Source organism: Variovorax guangxiensis, from assembly GCF_003952165.1.
Taxonomy (GTDB): domain Bacteria; phylum Pseudomonadota; class Gammaproteobacteria; order Burkholderiales; family Burkholderiaceae_C; genus Variovorax; species Variovorax guangxiensis.
The window spans coordinates 858,174-873,552 of sequence record NZ_RXFT01000001.1; the positions used below are offsets into that span (position 1 = coordinate 858,174).

The window sequence follows — 15,379 nt, forward strand, 5'->3', positions numbered from 1 at the left end:
TTCGTGTCTTCATCCTAGGGTGTTTGCAACTGCCGATGTGGGGACTTAAGGCTTAAGTTACAACTGGATAAAGTTATTTCTAAAGCGTACTACCCGAATCGTCCCGGACTGGGTAACTGATGCGCCGTTCGCGGTGAAAAGGGTGCCGGACGATGCTCTCCGGGCATCGGGGAAGCCCGGTAGAAGCAAGGTACTCAAGGGGAGATTCAGGGGGAAGGAGGGGCCGAGGCGCCGCGGCGGGCGCATCAGGGGTGGTCCGGACGATGCCTCCCGGCGGGCCGGCGAACCATGCGGAAACCGCACCGGAAAAGTCGTCGAAAAATGAAACATCCTCCCGGTGCCGACTGTTTTTAATTGGCAGAGGCTGTAACCGTATAAAAGATATTCAAACAAAACCTGAAAATTGAAAAAGGCATTGGGAATTGGGTGAGGCCGGAGGATCCGGCTTGCAAGGATTGCAATGAATTCCGCGACATCCCATTACCCGGTGTAGTTCCACGGCACCGGAACCGCTTTCCCAAATTGGCTTTTCAGGCAATTCGCCACCGTTGCCAGGACCCGCTGTCGAATGAGCGGCCCGCAGCGAAAAGGCCCCGAAGCCACCGGAGCGGCTCGCGACTGCTGTTAGCCTTCGCGCATTCTTCGAGCGCGGTTCCGGGGGCACCCGGCAGCGCGCAATCCAGGTTGTGCAGGAAGGAATCCGGTGGTGGTTGTGACAGGAAGGAACTGGCGCGCGGGCGCTGTGCTCGCCGCGGCATTGGTGGTGGCGGCATGCTCCACGTCTCCCAAGGCGCCAGTGGCGGGGCCGGGCGAATACGTCGTCCAGCCGGGCGACACGCTCTATCGCATCGCGTCGAGGGCAGGGCGCTCGCCCGGCGACATCGCGCGCTGGAACAATCTCCAGGACCCCGACAAGCTCGAAGCGGGGCAGGTGCTGCGCGTGGTCCCTCCGGGCGGCGCCGGCTCGTCGGAGCCGCCGCCGAGCCGCGAACGGCCCGAGCGCCCCGAGCGGCCTGAACGCGCGGAGCGCCCCCGGCCGCCGCGAGCCTCGGCACCGGAACCGGTCGCGCCGCCCGCATCCCGCCGCAGCGACTGGACCTGGCCCTCGCAGGGCCCGGTGATCGCGGGCTTCAACGGCACCAGCAGCAAGGGCGTGGACATCGGCGGCAGCCTCGGCGACCCGGTGGCGTCCATCGGAGCGGGCAAGGTGGCGGTGACCGAAACGCTGCGCGGCTACGGCAGCGTGGTGATGGTCGACCACGGCGGTTCATATATGTCGGTCTACACCAACCTGCGCGCCGTGCAGGTCAAGCAGGGCCAGCAGGTGAAGCAGGGCCAGAAGCTCGCCGAGATCGGCAGCTCCGACGGCACGCGCGCGCGCCTGCACTTCGAGATCCGCTACCGCGGCAACGCTGTCGATCCGCGCCAGTACCTGCCGGCGAAGTGAGCTGAAGCGAGTCGTCCGGCCGGAGGCGGTGGGCGATCTCTGGCGAACGGCATCCCCCGAATTGGCGATATCGCGATGCCTGCGAAGTGATCAGACTCCCGCTGATTCTTGAAAAGGGGCGGCGATGGAACTCGTGCACTGGATGTTCGTCATTCTCGGCATCGCGCTGGCTCTGACCATGCAGTGGCTGCTCCTTGCCCCCTTCAGCCTCGAGTGGCGGCCGCTGCGCGAGCAGATCGCCGAGCAGGTCACCCAGTCGGCCGCGCTGCTGCAGGAGTGCTCGGCCGGGGCCGACTCCCAGGCCTGATCTGATCCGTCCGCCCCGCACGGTGTCGTCACCGCAGACGATCGTGCGCGCCCTCTAAGATGCTCGCTGTTCGGGACCGACCCGGACGATGCAGACGCGACAGGCAAAGGGAGGGCCACGACGCATGATTTCTTTGCTACACACCGCGGACTGGCAGATCGGCCGCGTGTTTTCCCAGTTCGAGCCCGACGACGCCTCGGCGCTCTTCGAGGCGCGCTTCAAGGCCGTCGAGCGGCTCGCCGCCATCGCCAGCGAACGCAAGGTCGACGCCGTGCTGGTCGCGGGCGATGTGTTCGACCTGCAGACTGTCTCGGACAAGACCATCCGCCGCATGTTCAACGCCATGCAGGGCTTTGCCGGACCGTGGCTGCTGATTCCGGGCAACCACGATTCGGCGCTGAGCGAATCCGTTTGGAGCCGCGCGCAGCGGCTGGGCGCCATCGCGCCGAACGTCGTCTGCTGCCTGGAACCCAGGCCGCACACCGTGGCCGGCAAGTTCACGCTGCTGCCCGCGCCGCTCACGCAGCGCCACACCTATGGCGACCTCACCGAGTGGTTCGCGGCCGCCGAGCCGGAGGATGAAAGCCTCCCCCGCATCGGCCTCGCGCACGGCAGCGTGCAGGGCATCCTCTCGGAAGACATCGACTCGACCAACCCCATCGCCGCCGGCCGCGCGGCGCAGGCCGGGCTCGACTACCTCGCGCTCGGCGACTGGCATGGCACGCGGCAGATCGACGAGCGCACCTGGTACGCCGGCACGCCCGAAACCGACCGATTCAGGGCCAACGACTCCGGCCAGGCGCTGCTGGTCGGCATCGCCGGTGCCGGCGCGCCGCCCGTGGTCGAAACCATCCGCACCGGTCAGTTCGACTGGCAGCAATGGGAACCCCGGCTCGCCGTGCCCTCCGACATCGACGAGCTGGTGCGCAAGCTCGAGCAGATCGGCAGCGGCGACGTGCTGCAGCTGCGCGCCCAGGGCAGCTGCGACCTTGCCGGCCACAACCGGCTGAACGCAGCCCTCGATGCCGCGCGCGCCCGCGCCCGCGCGCTGGTGTGGGAAGGTGAAGCGCTGCGGCTGGAGCCGACCGAAGACGACATACAGGCACTGCACGCCGACGGCTTCGTTGGCGAGGCGCTGCAGGCGCTGCGCGAGCAGCAGGGCGGCACCGATGCCGAGCTGGCGCGCGACGCGCTGCTCACGCTCGCGCGCATCCTCGGTACGCAGCCGGGAGCCGCCGCATGAAGCTGCAGCGCCTTCGCATCGAGAACTTCAAGCTCTTCCGCGCGCCGCTCGAAATCGACGGGCTGACGGACGGGCTCAATCTTTTCGCCGCGCCCAACGAATCGGGCAAATCGACCGTCGCCGAGGCCATTCGCGCTGCTTTCTTCGAGCGGCATCGCTCCAGCGCGGTCGAGCATCTGCGGCCCTGGGGCGAAAGCTCGGCGACGCCCATGGTCGAAGTCGATTTCGAGCTCGACGACAAGCGCTACCGGCTCACCAAGGCCTTCCTGGGCAAGAAGCGCTGCGAACTGGTTATCGACGGCAGGGCCATGGATGGCGCCGTGGCCGAAGACCATCTCGCGGCGCTGCTCGGCTTCCGCTTTCCGGGCAAGGGCGCCAGCACGCCCGAGCACATGGGCATTCCGGGGCTGCTGTGGATCAAGCAGGGCACCTCGCACGACATCGCCAGCGCGGTGGGCTTTGCCAGCGACCATCTGCGCAACGCGCTCGGCGAATCGCTGGGCGAACTGGCCTCCAGCAACGGCGATGCGGTGCTGAAGGCGGTGGAGGTCGAGCGCAACGAACTGCTGACGCCCGCCGCCGGAACACCGCGTGGCGCTTACGCCGACGCGCTCAAGCTGCGCACGGAACTCGAAGCCGAACTCGAGCGGCTGCACGCCGACATCGAGTCGTATCAATCAGGCGTCGACCGCCTCTCCAATCTGCGGCGCGACCACCAGCGCGACGAAGCTGCGCGGCCGTGGGCCGCATTGCGTGAGCAACTCGTCGTCGCGCAGCAGCGGCTCGACGAAGCCCGGGGCCTGGACGAGAAGAAGACCGCCCAGGAAGCCGCGCTCAGGCAGATCGCCGCGCAGGTGAATTCATGGCGCACCCAGCTGCAGGCGATGGAACGCGAGGAAGGCTCTCTCGCCCAGCGGGAGACGAACCTGCGGAAGACGCAGGAAGTCCTGGCCAAGGCGCTTGGCGAACTGCAGGCGTGGGAGCCGCGCCATGCGTCCGCCACGAAGGCCGATGCCGAAGCTCGCGAGAACCTGCGCCTGGCGCGACAAGCTGCCTCACGCATCGCACAGGAGAAAACCGTCGAAAGCCTGGCCGAGCAACTTGCCGCGCTCTCGCAAAGCCACGAGAAGGCAAAGGCCGAGCAGGAGAAAGTCACCCGGCTGCAGGCCGAGGCACAGGCGCTTGCGGTGCCCGAAGGCGAACTCAAGCGGCTGCGGCAGTGCGCGGACGCGCTTCGCACTGCTCAGGCCAGGCTCGACGCGGTGGCCACGGCCCTGGAGTTCGAACTGCAGCCCGGCGCCAAGGTCCGCGTCGCAGGAACTGAGCTGACGGGCTCGCAGCGCCAGACCGTCATCGCCCGCACCGACATCGAGATCGAAGGCGTGGGCCGCATCAGCGTGCTGCCGGGCGGCGCGGACCTCGAAAGCATCGCCATCGAGCGCGACCGCGCGCGGGACCAGCTTGCGGCGCTGCTGCAGGGCCTGCGCGCCGAAAGCGTGGCGGCGGTCGAAGAGCGTGCGCGGCAGCAGGTTCTACGCAAGGGCGAGGCCGGTGCCGCCGAAGCCGTGCTCGCAGCGCTGGCCCCCAAGGGACTCGGCGCGCTCGCCGCCGACGTTGCGACGCGCGAAGCCCGCCTCGCGGAAGCCCGGCAGGTGCTGCAGGCCATGCCGTCAGCGCCGGCTGCAGGCATGGCCGTGCCGTCGGCTGAGTCAGAAGAAGCCGCTGCGCGCGCCGCATTGGAGGCAGCCTCCGCCGCCCTCAACGACGCCAAGGTCGCGGCCGGCAACGCACGCGAACAGGTGAAGGCCGCCGAAGACGAACTCGCCGCCGTCAAGGCCACCCTCAACGACCCCGCACGCGCCGGCAGAAAGACCGAAGCCGGCGGCGCACTGACCGACGCGCTGGCGCAGCAGTCAGCCATGCAGGACAAGCTCTCAGAACTGGCCCAGCGCCTGCAGACCGTCAACCTGCCCGTGCTCGCGCAGGACGTGGAGCGGCTGGAGCGCAGCGCAAGGCAGGCCGAGGCCGCGCACAGCCAGCGCGCCACCGAGATCACCCGGCTCGAAGTCGAACTGGAAACCAAGGGCGCCCTCGGCCAGGAAGAAGCCGCCTCGGAAAAGCAGCGCGAACTCGAACACGCCACGCGCCGCTGCGCCGAACTCGAACGCCGGGCGAGGGCGCTCGACCATCTGCTCAAGCTGCTGCGCGAAAAGCGCTCCGCACTGGCGCGGCGCCTGCGCGCGCCGCTGCAGAAGCATCTCGACCACTATCTGCAGATTCTTTTCCCCGGCGCGCAGATCGAGGTCGGCGATGATCTCTCGCCCGGCCGCATCACGCGCCAGGGCCTGCGCGGCGCCCAGAGCGGCGAGTTCGAAGAGCTCAGCGTGGGCGCGCGCGAGCAGATGGGCGTGGTCGCCCGGCTGGCCTACGCGGACCTGCTGAAGGAAGCGAACAAGCCGACGCTACTGATCCTCGACGACGCGCTGGTCAACACCGACGAGGAGCGCCTGCGGCAGATGAAGCGGGTGCTGTACGACGCGGCGCAGCGGCACCAGATACTGATCTTCAGCTGCCATCCCGAGGCATGGCGCGATCTGGGCGTGGTGGCGCGAAGCATTCCCTGAGGCTGTCTTCCAGTTTTGGCGGCTCGACGTGCGGGCGCAAGCCCGGCCGGTTTCCACAGTGGTTGCCCGGTAGGCCAACTCGTCGAGCCGCCGCCCCGTTTTGGCGTGGCTATACTGCGCCGGTCACGTCAAAAAGAGGCGTGATCGGGATTGGACTCCCGTTGAAACCGCTGCGACGCAAGCCGCAGTCACCCCGCAGGGTCTGCGGCTTCGTCGTTCGTGCTTCCAGTTTTGGCGGCTCGACGGGCGGGCGCGAGCCCGGCCGGTTTCACGCAAGTGGTTTCCCGGTAGTCCAACCCGTCGAGCTGCCGCCCCCGCCTGGACTCGGGTGCGTCGGTTTCAGCAAACCGAAACCCTTGGAGCCCACTCATGGCTGTATCCGCACCCGTCTCTTCCACTTCCAAATCTTCCGCCTCACAGAGCGCCGAACTGCTCGCACTGCAGCTGTGCGACGACATCGGCGGCCTTCAATCGATGCAGCGTGCGTATGCGTGCCTCGAAAAGCTCATCGTCCAGCAAGGGGTGGGTGACACGCAGGAGGTCTATCCGAGCCGGGCCGAACTCGCGGCGCTGGTGGGTGTGGTCAACGAGGAGCTGCAACGGCGAATCGACGCGGCGGATGCCACCGCGCAATCGCTGCGCGCCGGCCTTGGAAAAGACGGCACGCAGTGAACATGCTCGCCGGCTACTTGTTTGCCGGCACGAAGAAAAGATATTCGCCGCGCCCCAGCTCGGGCGTGATCGTGTAGCCCGCGCACAGGTCTTCCGTGCACTGGATGACGATCACGCGCGGCCAGATGGTCGCGGCCGTGGGGTAGCCCGGCAGGTACTGCGGCACGTGCCACACGCCGAGGGCGCCGACCGGCAGCGCGTTCTCGGTGCCGCGCGCGTTCTGCAGGCCGCTGCCCATGTTCATCCGCTCGACGCGCAGCGGCTGCTGCACGGCCGCTGCCGCCGCCGTGGTGGCAGCGCAGCAGGCCGCCAGCCAGAGCAGGAATACGGTCCTGGTCATTTGGCGCTCCGTGCGGTCATTGCGCGGCCGGGGCCGAGCGCGGTGCGGTCGCGATGTCGTCGGAGCGCTGGTCCAGCATGCGCGACGCGGCCCGGATGGAGGCGACTTCGCCCGGTTCGATCGGCGTCACCGTGGCGCTGACGACGGGCATCGTGACCACGCCCGTGTCTTCGGAGGCTGCCGCGGCCTGCTGCTGCGGGGCAGGCGAGGCTTGCGCGATGGGCGCGAGGGGCGGCTGCAGCGGGGCCGCTGCAGCCACCGCGCGAGGCGGCGAGGCGGCAGCGCCGCTTGCCGATGCCTGCGGTCCGTAGGCCGACACGCGCTCTTCCGCCGTCATCGACTGTGGGCACTTGGTGCCGGTCATCTCCAGCGCGGCCATGGCCGCCGGGTCCATGCAGTCCATGGCCAGCGACGCTGCCTTCATGCCCTTGTTCCAGAGCTCGCGGCTCATCTTCAGGCGCTTGCAGTGCTCGTCCGTCCAGGTGGTGCCGAAGCTCAGGCCCACGCCAGGCCCGTTCGCGCTGGCGCTGCTGCTGCCCATGCAGGTGTCGTTGCTCGTCGTCAGGTTGGGGCCATTGACCGACGGCACGTTCTTGATCGTGTAGCTGCCGCGGTAGTCGACGGTGTTCGTCGTCGCACCGGTGTTGTTGACGTTCTGGTTGCTGGTCATCGTCGACTGGGTGGTCACGCTCGCCGGGCTCGAAAACGTCACCGACTGGCTGTTGCCCTGGGCCGAGGTCGTGGCCGAACTCGACGACCCGTTGTTCGCACCCGTGTTGGTGTTGGTCTGTTGGGCGATGGCCACCGCGGAGAAAGTCAGCAGTGAAAGAAAAAGCAGCTTCTTCATTTTTTCGACTCCTTTGAGGACCGGGGAGAGGGCGTTTCCTGCCGCTCTCCCCATTTCCAGGTTCAGCAACCGGTTTGCGCAAGGCAGGGTTCAGGGAGCCGATGCGGTCGAGCTCGCGCCCGCCGTGCCGCCGGTGCCGCCACCGTTGGTGAAGCCGCCGGCGTTGCCCCATGCGAAGTTGGTGACGCCGAAGGAGCCGCCGGTGGAGCCTGCCGTGGCCGAGGTGCTCGTGCCGTTGATGGGCCCGTTGATAGCGCCGGACGAGGCGTTGTAGCCGGAGGTCGTGGTCGAGGTACGGGTCACCAGGGCGATGCCGCCGCCGGGGCCGGCGGCCGTCGCCGCCGTGTTGTTGGTGGTGGAGGAGGCTGCGCCGCCAGCGCTGCCGCTGACGTGCGTGGCGCCGCCCGCAGAGTAGTTGGCGTTGCCCGCCGAGGTCGCGTTGGCTGAAGCGTTGGCGCCGCCGGTGGCCAGGCCGTTGCCGGTCGTCACGGCCATGCTGGTCACGCGGCCGGTGCTCGTTGCCGAGCCGCCAGCCGATGCGCCGCCCACCGCGAAGCCCGGCACCGCGAACGCGCTGCCCGAAGCGTTGGCGTTGGCTGCCGAGCTCGACGTGGCCGAGTTGTAGCTCAGCGCGCTGCCCGTGCCGGAACTGGCGGCGGTCGACCCGGCGGAGCTGGAGGAGCCGGTCGTGGTGGAGGTTGCGGCGACCGCGGTGCTGCCGACAGTTGCCGAAGCGACGCTGCCGACCAGGACCACGGCGATGGCGATGAGAGTCTTCTTCATGATGCTTCCTCGAGTGATGTGGAACAAACCCGATCGCCGGACCACCCGGCCATCAGCTGACGGTCTGTGACGCTGTGTGGAGTGGCTTGCGTGACGACCGGAGTGCAGTTTCTGCGTCGGGGAAGTAATGAAAAATGCCCTGTGCTGGGTAGTGCGAGGCTATGGCGAAAGGCATGGCCCCGATCCTTTGCGGCAAGACGGAAAGACGCTTCCGCCGCACGATGGACGCAAGCGGAATCGCGGTATTCGAGGAGGCATCGAGGCCGCTAGAAACCAGATGCAACCGAAGTAATCGAATCTGCGGCGGTGCCTCGGGTATTCCCCTTGTTCACGCTCGCGACGGCCTCCGCGCAGCACGCTACCGCGGTCGCGCCGGGCGGCGGCAGCAGGGCCGTCAGACGCTCCGTTCGGCCATCTGTCCGTTGTCACGCCGCACCCGGGCGCTTTGTCCTGCTTCCGGGGGCGCGCGGCCGGGGGTTTTGACTCCCCCACAAAAGGGCGCTTTGCTCATGTGCGAAAGCGGGCCGATTTCTACATTCATCCCCATGGCCGAACGCCGAAGCCCAAGCCGGGCAAGAGGCGGTCCAGGCCGGTCACAACAACCAGGGGATACGCATGGAACTGCTCGCACTGCTGCCGACGACCTTCATGAACCTGCTGCGCGAAGACGCCGGCATGTCGTTCATGGAGTTCGCGCTCATCGGAGCGCTGGTGATGGTCGTGTGCCTGCTCCTGCTGCTCGCCATCCGGCGCACTGCCTGAACCCGTGGAGACCGACATGCAGGAACTCGACGCCGTTCTCGAACTGCTGGCGATGCTGGCCACCGACCTTCGCATGCTCGTGCTGCTGGCGCTGCTGGCCACGGCCGCCGTCAGCGACTGGCGCTCCTACCGCATCCCCAACTGGCTGACCTTCGGCGGCGCGCTCTTCGCGCTGGTCTACGGAACGCTGGCCGCGCGCACCCCCGCCGTGGGGGCCGCAAGCGCATTCGGCGGGCTGGGCGTGGGCTTCGCGGCGATGGTGCCGTTCTACGTGATCGGAGTGATGGGCGCCGGCGACGTGAAGCTGATGGCCATGGCCGGCGCCTTCATCGGGCCTGAGCAGGCGCTGATGGCGGTGCTTTTCACCTTCATTGCCGGCGGCGCGGCGGCCATGGTCTTCGCGATCCACCAGCGCCGCGTGGTGCGCATGCTGACCAACGTCAAGGACGCGGCACAGGGCGTGATGCTGTCGGGCATGGTCGGCATCCGTCCCTCGGGACGCATCGGCGCCAGCCAGTCCATCGGAAGGCTGCCCTACGGCATCTGCATCGCGGCGGGCACGGTCGTCGAAGTGCTCGCGCACCAGCTGGGCTACGTCTAGCCCCTTCACTTTCCCTTTCATCTCATCTCATCTGCGACGGAGGTTCACATGAAGAACATCAAGGCGATCGGGCTGATCCTTCTGGCCCTGCTGACGGGGCTGGCGGCCGCCGTCTATGCGGCGGGGTGGATCTCCAAACAGGGCGGCATCGCGTCCAACAAGGTCGTGGTGGCGGCGGTCGACATCGAGCTGGGCAGCCGCGTCAACCCGCAGATGCTCACGACGATCGACTGGCCCAGCGGCTCGGTGCCGAACGGCGCGTTCAGCGACATCAAGGCGCTGGACGAGCGCGTGGTGAAGGTCGGCGTGCTGCGCGGCGAAGCGGTCATCGAAGGCAAGCTGGCGCCGGTGGGCACGCAGGGCGGGCTCTCGGCGGTGATCGCCAGCGGCAAGCGGGCGATGACGGTGCGCGTCAACGACGTGGTGGGCGTGGCGGGCTTCGCGCTGCCGGGCAACTACGTCGACGTGATGGTCAACGCCCAGCAGGACAAGGGGCGCGGCGAAGAGGCGCTGCAGATCAGCAAGACCGTGCTCGAGAAGGTGCTGGTGCTGGCGGTGGCGCAGGAAGCCAACCGCGACGACACCAAGCCGAAGGTGGTGAGCGCCGTGACGCTGGAGCTCTCGCTGGAAGACTCCGAGAAGCTCGACCTGGCCCGCAGCGTGGGCACCCTGTCCTTGGTGCTTCGCAACCAGATGGACAAGACCACGGTGGCCACTGACGGCATCACCAAGGGCCAGCTCTTCGGCGCCAAGGAACTCGTGCAGGTCGCGGCGACCGCGCCTGCTCCGGCACCGGCCCGCCCGCGCGCCCATCGCCCGGGCCCCGCCGCGACGCCGGCTTCCCAGTGCGTGGAAATCATCCAGCACGCGGGCAGCTCGCTGACCTGTTTCTGAACCGGTTCGACATTCGACAGGAGGAACACCAAGTGCGCCATATCCCCACAACACTCGCCAGCCTGCTGGCGGCCTTCGCGACAGTGGCGTCTCCCGCCATGGGCGCCGAGGTCGCGGCAACCGCCTCGGCCGCGGGCGCCATGCCCGCCGCAGCCACCGCCACCACGCAAGCCGCGGCGGCAGGCAGCAGCAGTGCCTCTGCCGCTGCCAACGGCAGCCGCCGATGCACCGCCATCATTCCCGACGACCAGCCGACCCAGGCCGTGCTGGGCAAGTCGGTGGTCATACCGCTGAAGGCGCGCGTGGTGCGCATCGTGGTCAGCGGCCAGCCGCCGAGCCGCGCACCTGTACCGGCGGCCGCCGCGGCTGCAGTGCCCGCCGGCATGCAGCCCGTCGCGGCACCCGCGGCCAACGCGAACACCAGCGACGGCGTCGCGGACGTCGACGTGACGCTGCTGAGCCCGACCGACCTGTTCTTCCGGGGCCGCCAGGCGGGCTCGATGAACGTGGTGCTGCAAAGCGCCGATGGCACCTGCTACATCAAGGACGTCATCGTCACCATCGACCCGATGGCCCTGCAGTCCAAGCTGGCCGAGCTGATGCCCGAGGAGCGCCGCATCCAGGTGCGCAGCGCCGAGAAGTCCATCGTGCTCACCGGCGAGATCAGCGACGCGCTCAAGCTCGACGACGTGATGAGCCTGGCCTCGGCCTACGGCGCCGACGGCAAGAAGGTGGTGAACCTGCTTCGCGTGGCGACGCCGCAGCAGGTGATGCTGGAAGTGAAGATCGCCGAGGTCAGCAAGACGCTGCTCGACAGGCTGGGCGCCGGCCTCAACGTTTCGCGCACGAGCAGCAGCGGGTTGAACACCTCCTCGCTGGTCTCGAATTTCCTCAGCGGCGGCGGCGGCCTCGTGCAGGCGCTGCGCATCGGCCGCGGCACGCTGACCGTCGACGGCCAGAAGGACGACGGGCTGGTGCGCATCCTCGCGGAGCCGAACATCATGGCCATCAGCGGCCAGCAGGCCAGCTTCCTGTCGGGCGGCAAGATCTTCATTCCGGTTTCGCAAAGCGCTGCTGGTGGCAGCGGGACGAACATCACGCTGGAAGAGAAGGAGTTCGGCATCGGGGTCAAGTTCACGCCCACGGTGCTGAATGGCAACCGGGTCAACCTGAAGATGGTGTCCGAGGTGTCCGACCTGTCGCAGACCGGCTCGCCGTTCACGACGGTCGGCGGCGTCACCGCCGTGCTGCCTTCGCTCACGGTGCGGCGCGCCGACACCACCGTGCAGCTCAACGACGGACAGAGCTTCGTCATCGCCGGCCTCATCAAGGCCAACGTGACGGAGTCGATCAAGCGCTTTCCGGGGCTGGGCGAGGTGCCGGTGATGGGCGCGCTCTTCCGCAGCACCGAGTTCCAGAACGAGCAGACCGAGCTGATGTTCGTCATCACGCCTCGCCTGGTGCGTCCGCTGGCCGAGTCGCCGAGGGTGCCGACGGACAACCACGTCGTTCCCAGCCGCGCGGAGGTCTATCTCAACGGAGCCCTCGAGAGCTCCACCCCGGCCCCGGCCGCCCCCGACAGCGAACCCAAGTGAGGAGCACCGCCATGTTCATCATCAGAACGACCACCGTCGCGCTCGTGTGCCTCCTCGGCGCCAGCTGCTCGCACGTCACGCCCAACTACGACGCGCGCTTCGGCGACGCGGTGCGCGACGCGAAAAGGAAGATGACGATCAACCCCGAGGCCGGGAAGACGAACGACCCCGCCGCCGGCATGGACGGTCGCGCGGCGCGCGAGGCGATGAACCAGTACCACGAGTCGTACAAGTCGCCGCCTCCGGCAGTCAACGTCATCAACATCGGTGGCGGCATCGGCAACCAGAGCGGCGGCGGCTCGGGGAAATGACAGGCCGCGTTTCGCGGATTCGTTCCACACCAGTCTTTGCATGGAAAGGAGAGCGCCACGAATCGCAACGAACTTTCTTCTCTATTACCTCATTGTTTTCAAACCTGATTTCCGACTGTTCAAACCTTGAAAGGAAAGAACCATGAAAAACTTTCTCCAGGCCATCGGCCAATCGACTCGCGGCTTCATGCTCGAGGAAGAAGGGGCACAAGTCGTCGAGTACGCGCTGATCATCGCGGTCGTTTCCATCGCGCTGGTCATCGCCCTGAGGGCGCTCACCACAGGGGCAACCTTCACGAACTTCATTGCTCGCGTCAATACCTGCCTGAACGGGCCGGGGCCCTGCGTCTAAGCAGTGATCGGGGAGGGGGAGCGGGCTTTGAAGCCCGCTTCGCTCCATCCTTTCATCCGCTTCCACGCAACTCTTTCTTCACAACGAACCGAGGTCATGACTATGTTCAAGACATTCCTGAAAGACGAGAGCGGTGCCCAGGTGGTGGAGTACGCGCTGATCATCGCTGTCGTCTCCATTGCACTGGTCGTTGCGCTGCAACTGCTTACCGCCAACAACGGCGGCTTCACGAACTTCGTTGCTCGTGTCACCACGTGCCTGACGTCCCCGACTTGCACCTGAGCGATCTGTTGCGAAGGGAGGCAGGTCTTCTTCCTCGAGCCTGCTTTCCTTCGCAATTCCAGCTGACTTCTCACGCGATCTTCTCCAACGACAGAACGGCAGGAAAACGATCATGAAAGCCAACCGCACACATCGCCGCCAGCGTGGCGCGATGATCGTCACAGCCGCGCTCATGCTCCTGTTCCTGATGGGGTTCATGGGCATCGCCCTGGACTTTGGTCACTTGTTCATCGTCAAAACCGAATTGCAGACCGCGGTCGACAGTTGTGCCCTGTCCGCCGCGCGCGAACTAGACGGGCAGAGCACAGCGATCACCCGGGCGGTGAGCGCTGGCCAGACCGCCGGCAACGTCAACCGCGTGAACATGCAATCGAGTACCTGGAGCGGCCAGGGCCAGATCGTCGCGGCCGACATCAGCTTCCGCGACGCGTCCTACGCCGTCACCACGACGCCCGCCCTGGCACGCTACGCCCAGTGCGCGCATACGCAGCCCAACATCAACATCTGGCTCATGAAGGCGATGGGCGCCTTCTCGGGCGACACCGCCAATAATCCGGCCACCCGCAGCGTCACGGCGAGCGCCGTCGCCACCCGGGCCAGCGCACAGAGCGCATGCCCCATCCCGGTCGCGGCGAAGCCCAAGACCGGCGGCGTGGCTCCGAACTATGGCTTCGTGGTCGGCGAGTGGGTGACGCTCATCATGGCGCAGAACGCCGCCACGGGCGGGCAGATCGGGTGGGCCAATCTCGACGGCAGCAACAGTGCTTCGGAAACCGAAGCCGAACTCAACGGCCGTTGCGGTGCCAAGGTGGGCGACACGGTCGGCACGCCGGGCGTGCAGACTTCGGTGGCCGATGTGTGGAACCAGCGCTTCGGCATCTACAAGAACACCAGCGACCCGAGTACGGCGCGGCCCGACTACACCGGCTACGCCTATACCTCGCTCAACTGGCCCGCGCAGTTCAACGCCTACAACGGCCCATCCCCGGGCTCAGGGACTGGTCAGAACTACCTGACGAAGCGCGCCGCCTTCGCGTCGTGCGCCGACACCGGCACCAAGGTGAAGGGCGCGAACAGCTGCGAAGCGATCACCGGGCTGTCGCTCAACAGCTTCCAGAAGCTGGCCAACCCCGGCAATGTCGCCGGCGGCCACATGCAGTACGGCCTCGACCGCCGCTTCGTGACGGTACCGGTCATCGATGGTGGCAACCACGTGATCGACTACCTCTGCATGCTGATGCTTCAGCCGCTGAGCATTCCGATGACCGACGTGCAGCTGGAATTCCTCGGCAACGCCGGCGCCGCCGGCAGCCCCTGCACCACCAGCGGGCTGGCGGGCGGATCGGCCGGGCCGCTGGTTCCGGTCCTGGTGAGATAGGAAGAGGAGGCACGCCATGAAGCCGTCTCGTCGTGCACAGCAGGGCGTAGCGCTTGTCGAACTCGCGCTGATCATTCCGCTGCTGCTGTTGCTGACCTTCATCACCACAGAGTTCGGCCGCGCGATGTACGAGTACAACGCGGTGGTCAAGTCGACGCGCGACGCGGTGCGCTACATGTCGGTGCAGACACCGGGCACGAAGATCACCGAGGCGCGCAACCTGGTGGTGTACGGAAACACGGCCGGTACGGGTTCGCCGCTGGCGCGCGGACTGAGCCTGTCGAACGTGCCGGCCGGCACCTGCTGCACCTGGCAGTCGGCGGGCGCGGCGCCGATCATCACCACGGTGACGATCCGGGTCAGCGGCTACACCTTTCATTCGATGTTCCCTTCGGTGATGGGCGTCGTCTTCGCGGATGCGAACGGCAACATCGCCTTCAGCGACATCACCGCCAGCATGAGGGCGCCATCATGAGAAGAAGCACCTCCCGCCGCAACCGCGGGGCCACGACGGTCGAGTTCGCCCTGGGCCTGATCATCTTCCTCATGTTCACGCTGGGCATCGTGGACTTCGCGCGCATGCTTTTCACCTGGAACGCCGCCCAGGAGGCCACGCGCGCCGGCGCCCGCTACGCGGTGGTGTGCGACGACACGGCCCAGCAGGCCCTGGTGCTTGCGCGCATGAAGGCGCTGCTGCCGCAGATCAGCACCGTGTCGGTGGCGTGGTCGCCCTCGGGCTGCACGGCCGCGACCTGCGAAGGCGTGACGGTGAGCATCACCGGGCTCAACTACCAGTGGATCTCGCCCATCGCATACGCGACCGCACCGCTGATTCCGATGCCGGGCTTTTCCACCTACCTGCCGCGCGAGGTCATGCGCAAGGACCCGAACAGCGCCTCGATCTGTTCCTAGCCATCCAGCAATCCAACGCAACGGACACG

The 15,379-nt window shown here is 67.2% G+C and carries 18 protein-coding genes; 15 read left to right on the plus strand and 3 right to left on the minus strand.

Annotated elements, in window-relative coordinates:
• Window positions 1–706: 706 nt before the first annotated feature.
• The 5 genes from EJP67_RS04145 (at window position 707) to EJP67_RS04165 (ending at window position 6,293) form a co-directional block, all read left to right on the plus strand.
• A complete protein-coding gene (locus EJP67_RS04145) occupies window positions 707–1,447 on the plus strand; it encodes a peptidoglycan DD-metalloendopeptidase family protein (RefSeq protein ID WP_240650486.1) in 741 nt (246 codons plus the stop codon).
• Between the two features lie 124 nt (window positions 1,448–1,571).
• Window positions 1,572–1,754, plus strand: coding sequence for a hypothetical protein (locus EJP67_RS04150; RefSeq protein WP_126019712.1), 183 nt, complete (start codon window positions 1,572–1,574; stop codon window positions 1,752–1,754).
• A 124-nt stretch (window positions 1,755–1,878) separates the two neighbouring features.
• Window positions 1,879–2,997, plus strand: coding sequence for a metallophosphoesterase family protein (locus EJP67_RS04155; RefSeq protein WP_126019714.1), 1,119 nt, complete (start codon window positions 1,879–1,881; stop codon window positions 2,995–2,997).
• Window positions 2,994–5,621, plus strand: a complete 2,628-nt coding sequence (locus EJP67_RS04160) for an AAA family ATPase (RefSeq protein WP_126019717.1) — start codon at window positions 2,994–2,996, stop codon at window positions 5,619–5,621. Before EJP67_RS04155 ends, EJP67_RS04160 begins: the two co-directional genes overlap by 4 nt.
• Window positions 5,622–5,990: 369 nt before the next feature.
• Window positions 5,991–6,293 carry a hypothetical protein gene (locus tag EJP67_RS04165; RefSeq protein ID WP_240650487.1) on the plus strand — a complete coding sequence of 101 codons (303 nt, stop codon included), beginning with the start codon at window positions 5,991–5,993 and terminating at the stop codon, window positions 6,291–6,293.
• Between the two features lie 13 nt (window positions 6,294–6,306).
• Here EJP67_RS04165 and EJP67_RS04170 read toward each other — a convergent pair whose 3' ends face one another.
• The 3 genes from EJP67_RS04170 to EJP67_RS04180 all read right to left on the minus strand — a co-directional run bounded on the left by EJP67_RS04170 (window position 6,307) and on the right by EJP67_RS04180 (window position 8,263).
• The gene (locus EJP67_RS04170; protein WP_126019720.1) at window positions 6,307–6,633 is read right to left on the minus strand and encodes a hypothetical protein; all 327 of its coding nucleotides are present in this window, start codon (window positions 6,631–6,633) and stop codon (window positions 6,307–6,309) included.
• A gap of 16 nt (window positions 6,634–6,649) precedes the next feature.
• A complete protein-coding gene (locus EJP67_RS04175) occupies window positions 6,650–7,480 on the minus strand; it encodes a hypothetical protein (RefSeq protein ID WP_126019722.1) in 831 nt (276 codons plus the stop codon).
• 90 nt (window positions 7,481–7,570) lie between these two features.
• Window positions 7,571–8,263: a hypothetical protein gene (locus EJP67_RS04180; protein ID WP_126019724.1), complete on the minus strand. Its 693-nt coding sequence runs from the start codon at window positions 8,261–8,263 to the stop codon at window positions 7,571–7,573.
• A gap of 615 nt (window positions 8,264–8,878) precedes the next feature.
• Between EJP67_RS04180 and EJP67_RS33535 the strand changes: the two genes are divergently transcribed.
• From EJP67_RS33535 to EJP67_RS04225, 10 genes are all read left to right on the plus strand, one after another.
• Window positions 8,879–9,025, plus strand: coding sequence for a hypothetical protein (locus EJP67_RS33535; RefSeq protein WP_165909544.1), 147 nt, complete (start codon window positions 8,879–8,881; stop codon window positions 9,023–9,025).
• Window positions 9,026–9,041: 16 nt separating this feature from the next.
• The gene (locus tag EJP67_RS04185) at window positions 9,042–9,626 is read left to right on the plus strand and encodes an A24 family peptidase (RefSeq protein WP_126019726.1); all 585 of its coding nucleotides are present in this window, start codon (window positions 9,042–9,044) and stop codon (window positions 9,624–9,626) included.
• A 48-nt stretch (window positions 9,627–9,674) separates the two neighbouring features.
• Window positions 9,675–10,520, plus strand: coding sequence for a Flp pilus assembly protein CpaB (gene cpaB, locus EJP67_RS04190; protein WP_126019729.1), 846 nt, complete (start codon window positions 9,675–9,677; stop codon window positions 10,518–10,520).
• 32 nt (window positions 10,521–10,552) lie between these two features.
• Complete coding sequence (locus EJP67_RS04195) at window positions 10,553–12,115, plus strand: type II and III secretion system protein family protein (RefSeq protein WP_126019731.1); 1,563 nt, start codon at window positions 10,553–10,555, stop codon at window positions 12,113–12,115.
• Between the two features lie 11 nt (window positions 12,116–12,126).
• Window positions 12,127–12,426, plus strand: a complete 300-nt coding sequence (locus EJP67_RS04200) for a hypothetical protein (protein ID WP_126019733.1) — start codon at window positions 12,127–12,129, stop codon at window positions 12,424–12,426.
• 142 nt (window positions 12,427–12,568) lie between these two features.
• Window positions 12,569–12,778, plus strand: coding sequence for a Flp family type IVb pilin (locus EJP67_RS04205; RefSeq protein ID WP_124458396.1), 210 nt, complete (start codon window positions 12,569–12,571; stop codon window positions 12,776–12,778).
• Window positions 12,779–12,880: 102 nt separating this feature from the next.
• Window positions 12,881–13,060 (plus strand): Flp family type IVb pilin, encoded by a 180-nt coding sequence (locus EJP67_RS04210; protein ID WP_126020419.1) that lies wholly within the window; start codon window positions 12,881–12,883, stop codon window positions 13,058–13,060.
• Between the two features lie 112 nt (window positions 13,061–13,172).
• Window positions 13,173–14,438 carry a pilus assembly protein TadG-related protein gene (locus EJP67_RS04215; protein WP_126019735.1) on the plus strand — a complete coding sequence of 422 codons (1,266 nt, stop codon included), beginning with the start codon at window positions 13,173–13,175 and terminating at the stop codon, window positions 14,436–14,438.
• A 16-nt stretch (window positions 14,439–14,454) separates the two neighbouring features.
• The gene (locus EJP67_RS04220) at window positions 14,455–14,913 is read left to right on the plus strand and encodes a TadE/TadG family type IV pilus assembly protein (protein ID WP_126019737.1); all 459 of its coding nucleotides are present in this window, start codon (window positions 14,455–14,457) and stop codon (window positions 14,911–14,913) included.
• Window positions 14,910–15,350, plus strand: a complete 441-nt coding sequence (locus EJP67_RS04225) for a TadE/TadG family type IV pilus assembly protein (RefSeq protein ID WP_126019739.1) — start codon at window positions 14,910–14,912, stop codon at window positions 15,348–15,350. The genes EJP67_RS04220 and EJP67_RS04225 overlap by 4 nt, the downstream gene beginning before the upstream one ends.
• The last annotated feature ends 29 nt before the right edge of the window (window positions 15,351–15,379 follow it).